Origin of the sequence: Pseudomonas huaxiensis, assembly GCF_003231275.1 — a bacterium.
Classification (GTDB): Bacteria; Pseudomonadota; Gammaproteobacteria; order Pseudomonadales; family Pseudomonadaceae; genus Aquipseudomonas; species Aquipseudomonas huaxiensis.
The window spans coordinates 264,387-281,178 of the sequence record NZ_QKVL01000001.1; the positions used below are offsets into that span (position 1 = coordinate 264,387).

Below are 16,792 nucleotides of genomic sequence, written 5' to 3' on the forward strand. Positions count from 1 at the left end.
AGATTGCTTTGGGGCTGCCTTTCGGGCGCCATCGCTGGCAAGCCAGCTCCCACAGGTCCGGTGTTCACAATCCGTGTGGGAGCTGGCTTGCCAGCGATGAGGCCCGAAAGGCAGGCCCAGGATTAAGGATTACCGCCCGCCCATGATCGCAATGTAATCCTGGGTCCAGCGGCTATACGGCACGAACTTGCCGCCTTCAGCCTGTGGGGTTTTCCAGAAGGCGATCTTGTCGAACTGGTCGAAGCCGTTGGTCTTGCAGCCTTCGGCCCCCAGCAGTTCGCTGCCGGTGCAGGCCGCTGGCACCGCTGGCGACGAACCGAACCAGGCGGCAACGTCACCCTGGACCTTCGGTTGCAGCGACCAGTCCATCCACTTGTAGGCGCAGTTCGGGTGCTTGGCCTCGGCGTGCAGCATGGTGGTGTCGGCCCAGCCGGTGGCGCCTTCTTTCGGGATGGTCGAGGCCACAGGCTGGTTGTCGGCTTTCAGACCGTTGACCATGTAGCCCCACGAGCTGGATGCGGCGACACCTTCGTTCTTCACGTCGCTCATCTGTACGGTCGCGTCATGCCAGTAGCGGTGGATCAGTGGCTGTTGCTGGCGCAGCAGATCGAGCACTGCCTTGTACTGGGTTTCAGTCAGTTCATACGGGTTCTGGATGCCCAGTTCCGGCTTGGTCGACTTCAGGTACAGCGCCGCGTCGGCGATGTAGATCGGGCCGTCGTAGGCCTGCACGCGGCCTTTGTTCGGCTTGCCGTCCGGCAGGTTCTGCGGCTCGAACACCACGCCCCAACTGGTCGGCGCCTGCGGGAACACCTTGGTGTTGTACAGCAGCACGTTCGGACCCCACTGGTAAGGCGTGCCGTACACCTGCTTGTTGACCACGTACCACGCACCATCCTGCAGGCGCGGATCGATGTTCTTCCAGTTCGGGATCAGCGCGGTATTGATCGGCTGCACGCGTTTGCCGACGATCAGCCGCAGCGAGGCGTCGCCCGACGCGGTGACGAGGTCGTAGCCACCCTTGGCCATCAGGCTGACCATTTCGTCGGAGGTCGCGGCGGTTTTCACGCTGACCTTGCAGCCGGTTTCTTTCTCGAAACCGGTAACCCAGTCGTAGTTCTTGTCGCTTTCACCGCGCTCGATATAGCCGGGCCAGGCGACGATATCCAGTTGGCCTTCGCCGGCACCTACAGCTTTCAGCGGTTCGGCGGCCTGCAGGCTGGCGCTGGCCAGCAGGGCGGTGCTCAGGGCGCTGAGCAATGCGGTCTTGTGCACGAACATGGTGTTCCCTCTTTTTCAAATTATGGTCGGGGCAGTCAGTGAAAGCGGTACAACGGTCTTGTTAGCGTAGTGCGTATCGTTATTCAGCTCAGGTGTTCGCCGTGGCGGGCCATGATGTGTCTGACCACGCTGTAGTCCTGCAGCGAATCACTGGACAGGTCCTTGCCATAGCCGGAGCGTTTCAGGCCGCCGTGGGGCATTTCGCTGACCAGCATGAAATGGCTGTTGATCCAGGTGCAGCCGTACTGCAGGCGCGCGGCGACCTGCATCGCCTTGTCCAGGTCACGGGTCCAGACCGAGGAGGCCAGGCCGTATTCGGAGTCGTTGGCCCAGTCCACCGCCTGTGACAGCTCGTCGAAGCGGGTCACGGTGACCACCGGGCCGAACACTTCGCGCTGGACGATTTCGTCGCTCTGCTTGCAGCCGGCCAGCAGGGTCGGCTGGTAATAGTAGCCAGGGCCCGAATGCACGGCGGCGCCGGTGACCCGTTCGATATGCGGTTGACTCAGGGCGCGCTCGACGAAGCTGGCCACGCGGTCGCGCTGGCGGATGCTGATCAGCGGGCCGATCTCGTTGTCGGCGTCACGCTTGCCGGCGAAGCGCAGGCTGCTGACCGCCGCGCCGAGTTCGGCCACCAGTTGGTCGTGGATGCCGGCCTGGGCGTAGATGCGGCAGGCGGCGGTGCAGTCCTGGCCGGCGTTGTAATAGCCGTAGCTGCGCACGCCCTCGACCACGGCCTTGAGGTCGGCGTCGTTGCAGACGATCACCGGGGCCTTGCCGCCCAGTTCCAGGTGAGTGCGTTTGAGGGTCTTGGCTGCGGCCTGAAGGATTTTCTGCCCGGTGACGATATCGCCGGTGAGCGAGACCATGCGCACTTTGGCGTGGCTGACCAGATGGCTGCCAACACCTTCGCCGCCGCCGCAGACGATATTCAGCACGCCGGGCGGCAGCAGCTCGGCGAGGGTCGGCGCCAGCGCCAGGATCGACAGCGGGGTGTGTTCGGACGGCTTGAACACCAGCGTGTTGCCGGCGGCGAGGGCCGGGGCGATTTTCCACGCGGCCATCATGATCGGGTAGTTCCACGGCGCGATGGACGCCACCACGCCCAGCGGATCGCGGCGGACCATGCTGGTGTAGCCGGGCAGGTACTCACCGGCCAGTTGCCCGGTCTGGCAGCGCACGGCGCCGGCGAAAAAGCGGAATACGTCTATGGCGGCCGGCAGGTCGTCCTGGCGTGCGAGGTGCAGCGGCTTGCCACAGTTGAGGGCTTCGAGGCGGGCCAGGTGATCGGCCTGCCGCTGCATGGCGTCGGCGATAGCCAGGAGAATGTTCGAGCGCTGTTGCGGGGTGGTCCGCGACCAGGTGGCGAAGGCGCGGTGGGCGGCCTGGATCGCCGCCTCGACCTGTTCGGTACTGGCCTCGGCGATCTGCGTCAGCACTTCACCGTTGGCCGGGTTGAAGATCGGCTCGGCCAGACCTGCGCCGGCAACCAGTTCGCCATCGATCAACAAGGCTGTGGACAGCGGGGTCGAGTGCGCACCGGACATTCTTCGAGTTCTCTGTTGTTTTAATTATTCGCCCGCCAGGGGTGGGCGATATTTCTTACAGAGCCTAGAGCGGTGTGCGCAGGTCGACAAATTCTAAATATTGAAGGGGGCGTTCGATTAAATAGATGGCTTGCGCGCGCTGCCCGGTTCACGGGCCACGGTCAGGAACGGGTCAACCAGCGCCGGCCGCGCCGTGCCACGGCGCCAGGCCAGGCCGATATCGAGGGTCTGGTTGAGGTCGGCCAGCGGCCGCGCCTCGATGATGTCGCCTTCCAGCGACCACGGGCGGTAAGTCATGTCCGGCTGGATCGACACGCCAAGGCCCGCCGCCACCAGGCTGCGCACTGCCTCGGTGGACGCCGTGCGCAGGCTGATCCGCGCCTGCAAGCCAGCGCCGGCCCACATGCGCCGAGCGTTTTGTTCCATTTCATCGACATTGAGCTGAATCAGCGGCTCGTTCGCCACATCGGCGAGGCTGATGCTGTCGCGTTCCAGCAGCGGGTGTTGGGCCGGTAGCCAGAGACGGTGCGGCGAGTGGGTGAGGACTTCGGTCTGCAAGGCCAGGCGGTCTTCGAGGTTGGAGAGAATCAGCACGCCGACATCGATTTCCCCGGCCACCAACAGATGCTCGATATAGGGTCGCTCGTCCTCGGTCACGCGGATTTCGACATTGGGGTAGGCGCGCTGGAAGCGGGTCAGCAGGTCGGCGAGGTAGTAACCGGCGACCAGGCTGGTCACGCCGATGGTCAACTGCCCTGCTACCTGGTCGGTGCTCTGTTGCAGGCTGCGCTTGGCGTTATCCACCGTGGCGAGGATCAGGTGCGCCTGACGCAGAAACTGATGGCCCTGATGGGTCAGGGTCATGCCCTTGGCGTGACGGCTGAACAGACTGACGCCGATTTCCTCCTCCAGTTGCTGGATGGCCAGGGTCAGCGTGGACTGGGAAATGAACACCGCCTGGGCGGCGGCGGAAATCGACCCGGTTTCGGCGACGGCGATGAAATGACGGATCTGGCGCAGGGTCATCATGGCGGGGAGGCTTTTATGAGTTTTGTTGGTGCCTCGGAGTGTATATCTTTTTTTTAGATGGCTTGGGTGGGCGTCGGCTTGGCGGGACGCCGAACCGCCGCGATAACGCCGGACAGGCCGAGCGCGGTCTCAGGGCTCCAGCCCGATCCCCCGCAACACCACCGCCGTCACGGTCTGCACGGCCCGCTCGAACTGTTCGTCGCTCAGCGGCTGGTGATCGTTGAGCGCCCTGACCTGGTAGTCGAAGTCGGCGTAGTGCTGGGTCGAGGCCCAGATCATGTAGAGCAGCGCGAACGGTTCAACGTCACGGATACGTTTTTCCTCAACCCACTGGCGAATCTTGTTCTCCTTGAACTTGGCGCCGGCGAACAGGTGTTCGTCGAGGATGTCACGGAACAGCGGGGCGCCGTGCATGATCTCGTTGGCCCAGAGTTTCGAGCCATGGGGGCGGATGCGCGAGTGGGTCATCTTTTCGCGCACGTAGCTGGTCAGCACTACCCGCGGGTCGTCGAAGTGCACGAAGCAGGCACCTTCGCGCTCCCACACCTTGAGCAGGTTGACCAGCACTTCGCGGTACAAGTCGTCCTTGGTGGTGAAGTAGTAATGCAGGTTCGAGCGGGGCAGGTCGGCGCGCTTGGCGATGTCGGACATGGAGGTGCCCGCGTGGCCCTGTTCGGCGAAGACCTGTTCGGCAGCCAAGAGGATTTTCTCGACGTTTTTGCGCCGGATGTTGATCTTGTGGTTTGTCATTCCGTTCCTTGGCGTTGCCACTTGTGGCAGCAACGCTACTACAAACACCGGGTGATTTCGTTGACGTGGGACGCTTGCCAGGGTCGCTGGAGCCACAGTCTTGTCGGACAATTCTGTCAGCGATGGATCTCCGCGTACATTGGCCAGTGATCAGAGACGCCCTCGGGGTATTTACCGCCCTCGAAGCGCGCCGGCGAGCCCCATTTATTCACTTGATAGCGGCTCTGATGAGGCAGGCGAATGCTGGCGGGATCGACCTTCCAGCCGTTGAAACCGGTGGTGGTCATTTGCTGCGGGAACAGCAGCATGTCGAAGAACGACCACTCGCGGTTGCGGTGGTAGTAATAGCTGCCCTTGCAGTCGTTGCAGCCGATCAGGTGCGACACGCTCCAGGTGCTGGCGAGGCGGTCGGCGATGTAGCGGTGCTGGCGCTCTTCGCCGGCGTTGATATTGAAGTCGCCACCGACGATCGGCAGTACATCTGCGGGCAACTGGCGCTTGAGTTCGGCCAGGTAGTCCACCGCCTGGCGCCGAAGATAGCCAGGGCCGCCGCCGGAGGGCAGGTGCACGGCGAACACCGAGGCTTTCTGTCCGTCCGGCAGGAGCAGACGTACTTCGAGAATGCCGCGGGTCTTGCCGGTTTTGTCGGAGCTGTCGCCGTTCTCGTTGCGGTAGGGGACCTTGTGCAGGATCGGTCGATCCCACTGCGGCAGGCGACTCAGCACTGCGGTGTCGATACCACGCTCGTCCCAGCCCTCCAGCAATACGCGGGTCTGGTAGTCGGACTTGCCGAGGCGGGCATTGAGCATGTCCACCACGTTCAGGTTTTCCACTTCCTCCAGCAGCAGGATATCGGGGCCGCGCCCGTTGCCGATCTGGCCAATGACTTCCGCCAGGCGGGTGAGTTTTTCGTCCAGCCGGGCATCGGTCCAGTCGTTGTTCTCGCACTCGTCGCGCCAGGCCGCAACGGTGATCCTGGCGCAGGTCGCCAGGTACTCGGGATGTGCCTGCTTCACGCTGCGTGGCAGGTAGGCGAAGTCTTCCTTGCCCTCGTCGTGAACGGTGTCGAACAGGTTTTCGACGTTCCAGGTCATCAGTGACACACGCTGTTCGCCCGTACCGGAGGGGGGCGTAGCGGTGCAACCAGCGAGGCCGAGGGCAAGCAGTAACGGCAAGAGACGCAGGCTTGGAGAGTTCATGGCTACTCACGTTAAGCGAAGAAAAAAATGGCCGGCAAGACCACCCCGGCCAAAAGGGGATTCAGGAAGCGGGACGACCGGCGACCAACGCGGCGTTGAGCAGTCGGGCAAGGCGGGCGGAGGCTAGCTGCACCTGTTTCTCGGCAACCGGCACGAAGGTGCTCATGTACGTACCGTCGATGCCATCGCCCGCGCCGTCACGCGGTTTTTCGTTCATCAGCTTGTCGCCACGGCTGTAGTCCTTGCCGGAGCGGTTGTATTCGATGTTCTTGGCGGCGTAGTCGATATCGCCGCTGTCGTCATCGCCTTGGGGACGATGGGTGGGCAACTTGCGTTTCTTCTCGGCTTTTTGCGGGTAGATGCCGCCGTCGCGAACGATCTGGCAGGCCTGTTGTGACCACTGCGCGGGGTTGTCCGAGTCGGCAGCGGGAAGGTCTTTCTGCAGCTTGTCGGCGTAGGCCTTCACGTCCAGCTTGGCCGAGCCGAGCAGGAAGTCATCCCACACCTGGCGCAGGTTGTAGGTCTTGCCGCCGGCCTTGACCGGGAAGTCGTAGCCGCCCTTGTCGTCCCTGAAGCTGTTGTTCAGCGGCGAGCTGGCATCGCTGGTGTGGTGGATCAGGAACAGCAGGGCCATCAGGCGCGTCTGGTTGGGCGCCTTGGGATCGGCCAGGGCGGCGCGATTCCGTTCGATGGCGGCGACGCTGCAGATGCCGTCCGAGCAATCGCGCGGGAACTGGAAGGTGCAATCGTCGGCCTTGTAGATCACCAGTCGCTGGTTTTTGGTTTGCTGCCACAGTTCTTTGGTCTGCGGGTTCTGGTCCAGGTTGCCGGCCCAGTTGGCTACCACGGAGAAATCGGTCTGCTTGATCAGGCCCAGCAGGCGCCCGGCCTCGGCCTTCGCCTCGGGGGTGAGCTGACGCTGGGTCAGTTCGCCGACCAGGGCAGTGCCCTGTTGGCCCCAGGCCAGGACCTGGCCGGCCCACAGGCCGGCGACCAGCATCAGGCCGTTACGCAGGGATTGGCGTGCATTCATTTGCAGGTACTCCGTGGCGCGGCGCACTGGCCGCGGGGTGAGGGTGAGGTGAAGTGCGTAGAGAGGAACGAGCGGCCGTGGGTGCCGGGCGGCATGCCGAAAAAGGCGGCCAGGGTCTGGCCGATATCGGCGAAGGTTTCCCGCTCGCCAAGGCTGCCGGCGCTGACGCCGTTGCCCCAGGCGAGTACCGGGATGTGTTCGCGGGTGTGGTCGCTGCCCGGCGCGCTGGGGTCGCAGCCGTGGTCGGCGGCAAGGATCAGCAGGTCCTCCGGACCCATCTGTGCCAGCAGTTCAGGCAGGCGCTGGTCGAAGGCTTCGAGGGCTGCGGCATAGCCGGCACTATCGCGGCGGTGGCCGTAGAGCATGTCGAAGTCGACGAAGTTGCTGAACACCAGGGTGTTGTCCGGCGCATCGGCCAGCGCCTGCAACGTGGCATCGAACAGCGCGGCATTGCCGTCGCCCTTGTACTGCCGGCTGATGCCCTGGTGGGCGAAGATGTCGCCGATCTTGCCAACGGCGAATACTTGGCCGCCACTGGCGCACAGGCGGTCGAGCAGGGTCGGCGCCGGCGGTGGCACCGCATAGTCGCGGCGGTTGCCGGTGCGCCGGTAATGCGCGGCGCTGTCGCCGAGGAACGGCCGGGCGATGACCCGGCCGATGCCGTAGGGGTTGCACAGTTCGCGGGCCAATTCGCACAGGGCGTAGAGCCGCTCCAGGCCGAAGTGGGTTTCGTGGGCGGCGATCTGCAACACGCTGTCGGCCGAGGTGTAGAGAATCGGCTGGCCACTGCGAACGTGCACGTCGCCCAGCCGTTCGATGATCGCGGTGCCCGAGGCGTGGCAGTTGCCGAGGGTGCCCGGCAGGTCGCCACGGGTAACCAGCGCGTTCAGCAGTTCTGGCGGAAAGCTGTGTTCCGGCGCGGGGAAATAGCCCCAGTCGAACAGTACCGGTACGCCGGCGATTTCCCAGTGGCCGGACGGTGTGTCCTTGCCGCTGGACAATTCCCTGGCGTAACCCCACGCGCCCTCAACCGCGCCGTCGGCACGCAGGCCCGGCGGAAAGACGCCGCCACTGAGGGCCGTGGCGTGACCCAGGCCGAGTCGCGCGAGGTTCGGCAGGTGCAGCGGCCCCTGGCGTCTGCGGTTATCGGCCTCGCCGCGGGCACAGGCCTCGGCGATATGCAGCAGGGTGTTGGCGCCAGCATCGCCGAAGCGCTCGGCGTCGGCGCTGGCGCCGATGCCCAGGGAGTCGAGGACCAGCAGCAGGGCGCGTTTCATTGCGGCTCCAGGCACAGGCGGGAAATCAGCGCGGGCGCCTCGAAGGGCACGCCGGCAATGCGGTAGGCCGCCTGCACCGCTGCGGCGGCCTGCTCGGCCTGGGCCAGGTTGCGGGCGTGCACCAGCGCCAGAGGCTGGTTGGGGCCGACCGCTTCGCCGGGGAAACACAGGCGGGTGAGACCCACGGCGGGGTCTATCGGGTCTTGTGGGTTGCGCCGACCGCCGCCGAGGTTGACCACCGCCAGACCGATGGCGCGGGTGTCGATGCTTTGTACGATGCCCGCTTGCGGTGCCGGCACCGGGATCACTACCGGTGCCGCCGGCAGGTGCGCTTCGGGGCGCTCGGTCAGGTCGGTGGGGCCGCCAAGGGCCTCGACCATGCGCTGGAAACGCTGCAGTGCCGCGCCGCTGTGCCAGGCGGCAAGCAGTTGCTCGCGGGCCAGTTCGAGGCTGCTGGCTAGCCCGGCACAGAGCAGGGTCTGTTCCGCCAGGGCCAGGGTCACCTCCCACAGGCGCTCGCTACGGACTTCACCGCGCAGCAGGGCAATGGCCTCCTCGACTTCCAGGGCATTGCCCGCCGAGCGGGCCAGGGGCTGGCTCATGTCGGTGATCAACGCCCGGGTGCGGACCCCGGCACCGTTGGCCACGGTGACGATGCTTTCGGCCAGTGCCGTGGCATCGCCGGGCAGGGCCATGAATGCACCATTGCCCATCTTCACGTCGATCAGCAGCACATCAAGGCCCGCCGCCAGTTTCTTGCTCAGGATCGAGGCGATGATCAGGTCGATCGACTCCACCGTGCCGGTGACATCGCGGATGGCGTACAGGCGCTTGTCCGCCGGCGCCAGGTCGTTGGTCTGGCCGATGATGGCGCAGCCGACCCCGGCCACCACCTCGCGCAGCCTGGCCATATCCGGCTGGCTGTCGTAGCCGGGGATGCTGTCGAGCTTGTCGAGGGTGCCTCCGGTGTGACCGAGGCCGCGCCCGGAGATCATCGGCACGTAGCAGCCGCACGCCGCCAGTAGCGGCGCGAGCGGCAGGCTGACCAGATCGCCGATGCCGCCGGTGGAGTGCTTGTCCACCACAGGGCCAGGCAGGTTCCAGCTCAGCACCCGGCCGGAGTCGCGCATCGACGAGGCCAGGGCAATGCGTTCCTCGACGTTGAGGCCCTTGAGCAACACTGCCATGGCAAAGGCGGCGGCCTGGCCTTCGCTGATGCTGAAATCGGTGATGCCGCTGACGAAGCGACGGATATCCGCATCATCGAGCACCTTGCCGTCGCGTTTGCGGCGGATCACTTCCTGTGGGAGCCAGGCCATCAGTACGCTCCTCGCGCCGGGCTGTCCGTGTCCGTGCCGAGGTGGCGCAGCAGGTCGTCGAGCAGGCTGGAAGCGCCCAGGCGCAGATGCCGTGGCGAGATCCAGTGCGGGCCATTGATCTGTTCGGCCAGTTGCAGATAGACCCGCGCATCGGCCAGCGTCCTGATGCCGCCTGCCGGTTTCAGGCCCACGTGGGTGCCGCTCGTGGCGATGCATTCGAGCATGATCCGCGCCGCCTCGACGGTGGCATTGACCTTCACTTTGCCGGTGCTGGTCTTGATGAAGTCGGCGCCGGCGTCGATGGCATCCAGGCTGGCCTGGCGGATCAGCGCCGGCGACGCCAGCTCACCGGTCTCCAGGATGACCTTGAGCACTGCGCGGTCTGCGCACAGCGCCTTGCAGGCGCGGACCAGGGCGAAGCCGCTGTCGGCATCGCCGGCCAGCAGCGCGCGCCAGGGGTAGACCATATCGATTTCATCGGCACCATCGGCCAGGGCCTGGCGGGTCTGTTCGAGCACTTCGTCAACGGGGGCGCTGCCGACGGGGAAGTTGACCACGGTGGCCACTGCCACGGTCTGCGCGCCGAGTTCATCGAGGGTCTTGCGTGCCAGGGCAACGAAGCGCGGGTACACGCAGACCGCAGCTACATGGCCTGCCGGGGTCATGGCTTTGTGGCACAACTCGACGATGTGCGCGTCGCTGTCATCGTCGTTCAAGGAAGTGAGGTCCATCAGCGCAATCAGCGTGCGCGAGTGCTTTGCATCGAGTTCGGTCATGTCAGTTCACACGCATTCATTGGGTTCGGTTCAGATGGCCAGGAAGAGCCCGGCCAGTGCCGCGCTCATCAGGTTAGACAGGGTGCCGGCCACGACCGCCTTGAGGCCCAGGCGGGCGATGTCCGGGCGTCGCTCGGGGGCCATCACTCCCAGGCTGCCCAGTTGGATGCCGATGGAGGCGAGGTTGGCGAAGCCGCACAGGGCGAAGGTGATGATCACCTGGGTCTGCGTGGACAGGACCGCCACGCCCTTGGCGGCAGCTTGCGCCGGGTCGAGGTGGGCGGCGAAGTCGACGTAGGCCACGAACTCGTTGAGCACCAGTTTTTCGCCGATCAGGCCGCCTGCGGTGATGGCTTCGCTCCAGGGCACGCCCAGGACGAAGGCCAGGGGCGCCAGCAGGTAGCCGAGGATCAGTTGCATGTTCAGTTGCGGGACGCCAAACCAACTGCCGCACCAGTTGAGGATGCCGTTGAACAGGGCGATCAGGGCGATGAAGGCGAGCAGCATGGCGCCGACGTTCAGCGCGAGCTGCAGGCCGGACGAGGCGCCGAGGGCGGCGGCGTCGATAACGTTGGCCGGTTTGTCGCTGTGGTCCTGGTGCACGTCGTCCGGGCGCAACTGCGGGGTTTCGGTTTCCGGTTCCATCAGCTTGGCCATCAGCAATCCACCCGGGGCGGCCATGAAGCTTGCGGCAATCAGGTATTTCAGTTCGACGCCGAGGCTGGCATAGCCGATCAGCATCGAGCCGGCCACCGAGGCCATGCCGCCGGCCATGACCGCGAACAGTTCGGAACGGGTCAGGCGCCGGATGAAGGGGCGGATCACCATGGGCGCTTCGGTCTGGCCGACGAAGATGTTCGCCGTAGCGGCCATCGACTCGGTGCGGCTGGTGCCCAGCACGCGGTGCAGGCCGCCGCCGATCACCCGGATCACCAGGTCCATCACGCCCAGGTAATACAGCACGGCGATGAAGCTGCTGAAGAACACAATCAGCGGCAGCACGCGAATGGCGAAGACGAAGCCGCCAGTGCCGAACACGTCGAACATCGTGCTACTGCTCAAGCCGCCGAAGATGAAACTGATGCCCTGATCGGCGTAGCCCTGCAGCGAGCTCACCGATTCGGAGATACCGCCCAGGGTGCTCTGGCCCCAGGGCACGTACAGGGCGAATGCGCCCAGCCCGGCCTGCACGCCGAACGCCGCGCCGACGGTGCGCAAACGGATGGCCTTGCGGTTACTGGACAGCGCCACCGCCAACAGCAACAACACCACGATACCGATGAAGCCCATCGATCATTTCCCCGGAGGATTCAAGTAAGCGCCGCCGACGTCTGCGGTCGGTCTGGCGGGTCTGGTCAAAACTCGATGAACGCGCCGGGCAGCAATTGCCCGGCAGTCCAGTGACGGGTTGCCGCGCGGTCGTGGCCGACGCAGAGCACCGGGCAGTCCTGCGCCAGCAGTTCCAGCATCACCTGACGACACGCGCCGCAGGGCGAGATCACCGGCACCTTGGGCGCGTACACCAGCAGCGCCTTGAAACTGCCGGGTGCCAGGCCCTGGCTGATGGCGCTGAACAGCGCGCTGCGCTCGGCGCAGTTGGTCAGCCCATAGGACACGTTCTCTACGTTGCAGCCGCGGATCACCTTGCCGTCGGCGGTCAGCAGCGCGGCGCCCACGGGGAATTTCGAGTGCGGGCACCAGGCGCTGTCGGCGGCGGCGATAGCGTCCGGCAACAGGCGGTCATGCAGCGCTTGCCAGTCTTCACTGCGCATTGCTGGCCACCTGCGCTGCGGCTTTCTGGATGCGCTGCTGCGCCTCGGCGAGGCCGGCGGGCTCGCCCGCGCGATCACGTTCTTGCAGGTAGCTGATCATCGCGGCGAGGTCGTTGATCCCGGTGTCGAGGCGGTCACTGGCCTGTTTGAGCACGTTGAAGTTGTCGCCGCCCTCGGCGAGGAAGCTGTTCATGACGATGCGGTAGGGCTGCTCCGGTTGCACCGGTTGGCCGTCCACCAGCAGGCTGTCGACGAGCACGCGCTGGCCTTTCGGCTGGCTGTCGTCCCAGCGGTAGGTCAGCGAGGCCGAAGGTTGCAGCGGGTAGAAGCCCATGCTGCCGTCCTGCCATTGCTGCTCCAGCAGTTGCCGCAGTTGCGCGCCGGTCAGGGTGAGCAGAATCAGGCTGTTGTTGAACGGCTGCACGGTGGCGACCTGGCCGTAGTTCACCTGCTCTTGGCCGTCCTCCAGGCTGATGTCCATGCGCATGCCGCCCTGGTTCATCAACGCTACCTGGGCACCGAGGGCGCGGGTAGCGGCCAGGTGCGAGTCGGCGATCAGGTCGCCCATGGCCGATTCGCCGGCCTCGTTGGTGGCACGCAGCACTTCGCGGGCGCCCAGGCGGGCCACCGGTTTGCTCAGTTGCGCCTGGCTGCGGGTTTCGATTTCCGCCAGCAGCGGAGCGATTTCGGGGCTGGCGTGGTAGCGCTGGGCGTCCACCACCAGGTTGTTGGCTTTGACGTCGAGCAACTGGTGCTTGTCGGTATCCACGGTCAGGGTCAGGTGGGTCAGCAGGCGGCCGAACGAGGCGCCCTGGGTCACCAGCTTGTCGCCGACACGGCACAGGTAGCCTTCGTGGGTGTGGGCGGTGAGCACCACTTTGATCGCCGGGTCGAGCCGCTTGGCCACGTCCACCACGTCGCCGCTCAACTGGCTGCACTCCTGCTGGTCAAAGCGCTCCGGGGTGGCGCCGCCCTGGTGGATCACCGCGACCACGGCGTCGACCTTTTGCGCGGTCAGTTCCGGCAGCAGGGCGTTGATCGCCTCGGCTTCATCGATCGTGTACAGACCTTTCATGCTGTTGGCGCTGACGTAGGCATCGACGTTTCTGAGGGTGGCGCCGACGAAGGCGATCTTCGCCCCGTGTGCCTGTTCGATGCGGTAGCCCGGGAACAGTGGCTTGCCGGTCTGGCGGTCCATCAGGTTGGCGGAAAGGTAGGGGAAGCCCGCGCCCTTGAAGTCCTTGTCGAACTGGCAGGCCTGGGCGGTGCGATCGGACTGGCAGCCGCCGTCGATCTGCCGCAGCAGCTCGGCCTTGCCGTGGTCCAGCTCGTGGTTGCCGACCACGGAGAATTTCAGGCCCAGCAGGTTCAGCGCTTTCAGGCTGGGCTCGTCGGCCCACATCGAGGAGATCGGCGGGCTGCCGCCGACCATGTCGCCCACGCCCACCAGCAGCAGTTGCGGATCCTGCTTGCGCAACTCGCTCAACGCACCGCTGAGCGGACCGATACCGCCGGCTTTGAGCTTGACCTCGCCGTTCTGGAACGTGCTCGGTTGCAGGTTGCCGTGGAAATCGTTGAGGGCGGCGATAGTGACGTTGACCGGCGGCTTCGCCGGTTGGCAGCCGCTGGCCAGCAGCATGGCCGCCAGCAGTAGCGGCAGGGGACGTAAGGCAAGACGTGGATGCGGCATGACGATCCTCGGCCGGTCAGGCAGGTTGCAGGCTGGAGGCAGCCGGCGCGGTAACAGGCCGGGTGCTGAAGGCGGTGCCCATGCCGGCGCGCAGCAGGAGCATCTTCAGGTTGTCGTTGATCAGTTCGAGGCGGTCTTGAAGGTGGCTGTTGAACACCAGGCCAACCAGGGCGATGGCGATCCCCAAAGCGGTGGCGTACAGCGCGGTACCGATGCCGCGAGAGACTTCGCCCGGGTCGGAAACACCGGCTTCGGCCAGCGCCTTGAAGGTGTCGATGATGCCGAGAATGGTGCCGAGCAGGCCCAGCAACGGTGCGCCGGCGACCACCGCTTCGAGGATCCACAGGCCATGGTTGAGCTTGCCGCGCATGGCGATGTAGATCGCCTGGCCGAGGTCTTCCAGCTCATTGTGCGAATGCAGGCCGACGCGGCCGTCGAAGAGCTGGCGCAGCAACTGCAACGGCAGGCTGTCGCGCTGGCGCAGTTCGGCGGGCAGCTCGTCGAAGTGGCGCACCTTCTGGTGCAGGGCCGCTTCCAGGGCGCGGGCGCGGCGCAGGTTGTGGGCGAAGAAAATGCCGCGTTCCACCACCACGAAGGCGGCGAGGGCGGCGGCGCCGTACATAATGTAGAAGGTGATGTCGTGGAGCAGGTCCATGTTCATGGCGGGTTACCTCTGGCGGTTCAGGCACGGGGCAGGACCGGCTCGCAGGCCGGTCCTGGCTCTGGGTTAGAAGACAGGGTTAGAAGTTGGCTTCCACGGAGAGCGCGACCGTCTGCTCTTCGCCGATGGTGTAGTAAGGCGTCTGGGCGCCGGCGAAGGCCGAGCCGCTGCCGTTGTAACGCACCGAGTTGAAGGCGGTGGTCTGTACGCCGGAGAGGTACTCGCGGTTGAACACGTTGTTCAGCGAGAGGCGCACGGTGGCGTCCTTGACGAACTTCTTGTTCACCGGCAAGCGGTAGCCGACGTTCATGTCGACGGTGGTGTAGTGCGGGATGCTTTGGTCGTTGGTCAGGTCGCCGAACTGGTTGTCGACGAACTTGCCGATGACGTTGCCGTAGAAGCGGCCGTCGTCGTAGCCCAGGCTCAGGTTGAACATGTTCTTCGGCACGCCGGCGATCTGCTTGCCCTTGGTCGGCACGTACACGCCGTAGTAGAGGGTGTCGTTCTGCTGCTCGGCCTCGGTGTAGGTGTAGGAGGCGTAGTAGTTGAAGTTGTGCGGCAGCAGGCCGCTGAACTCCAGCTCGACACCCCTGTTCTCGACCTTGCCGACGTTGAGCATCAGGTAGTCGCCGGTAACCTCGTCGCGGCTCGACACCTGGCGATCCTTGAACTTGAGGTAGAACAGCGTGGCCGACAACGCCATGTCGTCGGTGGCGTAGCGCCAGCCCAGCTCCTGGTTCCAGCTCAGCTCGGGTTTGAGGCTGATCGAGTCCCCGGCGTTGTAGAGCACGTAGTTGGGCGGTGTGCGCATGTTGCGGGTGACGTTGTAGAACGCCTGATTGTCCTCGTCGATCTGGTAGCGCGCGCTGAAGCTCGGGAGGAACTCGTGGTAGGTCTTGTCGCGCTTTTCAGGCGTGTCGTAGAGGCTGGCCTTCAGGTCGCCGTCACGGGTGGAGTGCTCGTAGGCCAGGCCCATGGTCAGGGTCAGGTCGGGGGTAGCGGTCCAGGTGTCCTGGACGAACAGTTTGTGCACCGGGGTGATGGTGAAGTAGTTGCGGCCCTGTACAACCTTGCCGTTGGCGTCCCTGACCTGGTTGGAACTCTCGTAGTTGCCCCAGATGTCGGTCGGGCTGCCATCGGCTTCAAGGTAGATGAACGGCTGGGTCTGGCGCTGGCGGGCGCGTTCGTACCAGTAGCCAAAGTCGATGTTGTGTTCGTCGTTGAACGCCCAGCTCAGCTTGGTGTTGACGCCCGGGCGCCAGGTTTCGGTCCAGGACGGACGGTAGTAACGGCCGCTGACCGGGTCGCCGTCGGCGTTGTATTGGGCGGTGCTCTTGAGGTTGCTCAGGTCATAGTTGCCGGAGCTGTTGGTGGCCCGGGTGAGGGTGGCTGGCGAACCGAAGGCACGGTAGCTGCCGCCGTTGGCCCAATAGTAGTAAGGCGCGACGGTCAGTTGCAGGTCATCGCGCAACTGCCAGCGGCTGGTGACCGATGCCGTCACGGTTTCGAACGGGTTGAGGCTGGTCTTGTAGCTGGCAGTGGTGAGCTTGCCGGTGTTCGGGTTGTAGGTCGGCACGTTGGGGAAATCGTAGTCGTGGTCCGACTTGTACTGCGCCAGGCTCGGGGAAACGTAGTTGTAGTTTTCCTGCTTGTGGTACTTGATGATGCCCTGGATCGAGTTGCCTTCGCCGAACTTGAACAGGCTGTTGAGTTCGAACTTCTCGGCGTCGAGGTCGCCTTTGCCTTTCCATTTGTCGCTGTTGGTTTTCGACGCGGAAATGTAGTTGCTCAGGCCGTTGTATTCACCGGTGTTCAGGCGAACGAAGGTCTTGGACAGATTGTTGCTGCCAACGGTCTGCTTGAAGAACACCCCGGCGTCCTTGCTCGGGGCCATGGAGACCAGACCAATGTTGCCGCCGCTGGAACCGATATGCGGTGCATCCAGTTCGGAGGAACCCTGTGTCACGAAGACTTCCTGGAGGTTTTCCGGGTCCCCCAGCAGGTTCGGGTAGACCTCATAGCTGCCCGAGTCGTTGATGGGCACGCCGTCCATGGTCATGCCGATCTGGTCGGATTTCATGCCACGCATGGTGAAGTTGAAACCGCTCAAACCGGTGCTGTCGTCGCTGGAGACGTTGACGCCGGGCGTGTATTTCAGCTTGTCGATACCGTTGCCCGTCGGACTCATCTTGTCCAGGGCTTCCTTGGTGACCGTGGAGCGCGCCTTGGCCGCTTCCTCCTGCACCATCAACCCGTTGCCCACGGTTTGACCGGTAACGTTGACGCTACCGATATCGACGGAATCTTCCGCCAGTGTCGAGGCGGTCCAACCGCCGCAACCAACGGTCAACATCATGACGAACAGCCGATTGAGTTTCACCAAGCTTCCCTCCCTTGTTAGTGATTGATCGTGTGTGAAGACAGGTGCCAGATTTCGCGCGTGCAGAGACCCGCCCGG

The 16,792-nt window shown here is 64.6% G+C and carries 14 protein-coding genes; all 14 read right to left on the minus strand.

The window, feature by feature from the left end:
• Nucleotides 1–129: 129 nt before the first annotated feature.
• Entirely contained in the window at nt 130–1,281 is a 1,152-nt protein-coding gene (gene ydcS / locus DM374_RS01195) for a putative ABC transporter substrate-binding protein YdcS (RefSeq protein ID WP_110968214.1), read from the minus strand.
• Between the two features lie 83 nt (nt 1,282–1,364).
• On the minus strand, nt 1,365–2,828 hold the full coding sequence (locus DM374_RS01200) for a gamma-aminobutyraldehyde dehydrogenase (protein ID WP_095154170.1): 1,464 nt from the start codon (nt 2,826–2,828) through the stop codon (nt 1,365–1,367).
• Between the two features lie 117 nt (nt 2,829–2,945).
• Entirely contained in the window at nt 2,946–3,857 is a 912-nt protein-coding gene (locus DM374_RS01205; RefSeq protein WP_110968215.1) for a LysR family transcriptional regulator, read from the minus strand.
• A 129-nt stretch (nt 3,858–3,986) separates the two neighbouring features.
• Nucleotides 3,987–4,607: a TetR/AcrR family transcriptional regulator gene (locus DM374_RS01210; protein WP_095154168.1), complete on the minus strand. Its 621-nt coding sequence runs from the start codon at nt 4,605–4,607 to the stop codon at nt 3,987–3,989.
• A 116-nt stretch (nt 4,608–4,723) separates the two neighbouring features.
• Nucleotides 4,724–5,806 carry an endonuclease/exonuclease/phosphatase family protein gene (locus tag DM374_RS01215; protein WP_225422424.1) on the minus strand — a complete coding sequence of 361 codons (1,083 nt, stop codon included), beginning with the start codon at nt 5,804–5,806 and terminating at the stop codon, nt 4,724–4,726.
• Nucleotides 5,807–5,867: 61 nt separating this feature from the next.
• A complete protein-coding gene (locus tag DM374_RS01220; protein WP_110968216.1) occupies nt 5,868–6,839 on the minus strand; it encodes a S1/P1 nuclease in 972 nt (323 codons plus the stop codon).
• Nucleotides 6,836–8,116, minus strand: coding sequence for a phosphopentomutase (locus DM374_RS01225; protein WP_110968217.1), 1,281 nt, complete (start codon nt 8,114–8,116; stop codon nt 6,836–6,838). The genes DM374_RS01220 and DM374_RS01225 overlap by 4 nt, the downstream gene beginning before the upstream one ends.
• Nucleotides 8,113–9,435 (minus strand): thymidine phosphorylase, encoded by a 1,323-nt coding sequence (deoA, locus tag DM374_RS01230; protein WP_110968218.1) that lies wholly within the window; start codon nt 9,433–9,435, stop codon nt 8,113–8,115. Before deoA ends, DM374_RS01225 begins: the two co-directional genes overlap by 4 nt.
• The gene (gene deoC / locus DM374_RS01235) at nt 9,435–10,211 is read right to left on the minus strand and encodes a deoxyribose-phosphate aldolase (RefSeq protein WP_110968219.1); all 777 of its coding nucleotides are present in this window, start codon (nt 10,209–10,211) and stop codon (nt 9,435–9,437) included. The genes deoA and deoC overlap by 1 nt, the downstream gene beginning before the upstream one ends.
• A 30-nt stretch (nt 10,212–10,241) precedes the next feature.
• Entirely contained in the window at nt 10,242–11,501 is a 1,260-nt protein-coding gene (locus DM374_RS01240) for a NupC/NupG family nucleoside CNT transporter (RefSeq protein WP_110968220.1), read from the minus strand.
• 65 nt (nt 11,502–11,566) lie between these two features.
• Nucleotides 11,567–11,983, minus strand: a complete 417-nt coding sequence (locus tag DM374_RS01245) for a cytidine deaminase (RefSeq protein ID WP_110968221.1) — start codon at nt 11,981–11,983, stop codon at nt 11,567–11,569.
• A complete protein-coding gene (locus DM374_RS01250) occupies nt 11,973–13,673 on the minus strand; it encodes a bifunctional metallophosphatase/5'-nucleotidase (protein ID WP_110968222.1) in 1,701 nt (566 codons plus the stop codon). Before DM374_RS01250 ends, DM374_RS01245 begins: the two co-directional genes overlap by 11 nt.
• Before the next feature lie 16 nt (nt 13,674–13,689).
• Complete coding sequence (locus DM374_RS01255; protein WP_095154159.1) at nt 13,690–14,334, minus strand: MotA/TolQ/ExbB proton channel family protein; 645 nt, start codon at nt 14,332–14,334, stop codon at nt 13,690–13,692.
• Between the two features lie 79 nt (nt 14,335–14,413).
• Nucleotides 14,414–16,714, minus strand: coding sequence for a TonB-dependent receptor (locus DM374_RS01260; RefSeq protein WP_225422425.1), 2,301 nt, complete (start codon nt 16,712–16,714; stop codon nt 14,414–14,416).
• Nucleotides 16,715–16,792 lie beyond the last annotated feature (78 nt).

Bases quoted from the DNA above. Each gene is read 5' to 3' on its own strand.
- DM374_RS01240 (WP_110968220.1), bottom strand. From the start codon at position 11,501: ATGGGCTTCATCGGTATCGTGGTGTTGTTGCTGTTGGCGGTGGCGCTG.
- DM374_RS01200 (WP_095154170.1), bottom strand. From the start codon at position 2,828: ATGTCCGGTGCGCACTCGACCCCGCTGTCCACAGCCTTGTTGATCGAT.
- DM374_RS01250 (WP_110968222.1), bottom strand. From the start codon at position 13,673: ATGCCGCATCCACGTCTTGCCTTACGTCCCCTGCCGCTACTGCTGGCG.
- deoC (WP_110968219.1), bottom strand. From the start codon at position 10,211: ATGACCGAACTCGATGCAAAGCACTCGCGCACGCTGATTGCGCTGATG.
- DM374_RS01215 (WP_225422424.1), bottom strand. From the start codon at position 5,806: ATGAACTCTCCAAGCCTGCGTCTCTTGCCGTTACTGCTTGCCCTCGGC.
- DM374_RS01210 (WP_095154168.1), bottom strand. From the start codon at position 4,607: ATGACAAACCACAAGATCAACATCCGGCGCAAAAACGTCGAGAAAATC.
- deoA (WP_110968218.1), bottom strand. From the start codon at position 9,435: ATGGCCTGGCTCCCACAGGAAGTGATCCGCCGCAAACGCGACGGCAAG.
- DM374_RS01205 (WP_110968215.1), bottom strand. From the start codon at position 3,857: ATGATGACCCTGCGCCAGATCCGTCATTTCATCGCCGTCGCCGAAACC.
- DM374_RS01255 (WP_095154159.1), bottom strand. From the start codon at position 14,334: ATGAACATGGACCTGCTCCACGACATCACCTTCTACATTATGTACGGC.
- ydcS (WP_110968214.1), bottom strand. From the start codon at position 1,281: ATGTTCGTGCACAAGACCGCATTGCTCAGCGCCCTGAGCACCGCCCTG.
- DM374_RS01225 (WP_110968217.1), bottom strand. From the start codon at position 8,116: ATGAAACGCGCCCTGCTGCTGGTCCTCGACTCCCTGGGCATCGGCGCC.
- DM374_RS01220 (WP_110968216.1), bottom strand. From the start codon at position 6,839: ATGAATGCACGCCAATCCCTGCGTAACGGCCTGATGCTGGTCGCCGGC.
- DM374_RS01245 (WP_110968221.1), bottom strand. From the start codon at position 11,983: ATGCGCAGTGAAGACTGGCAAGCGCTGCATGACCGCCTGTTGCCGGAC.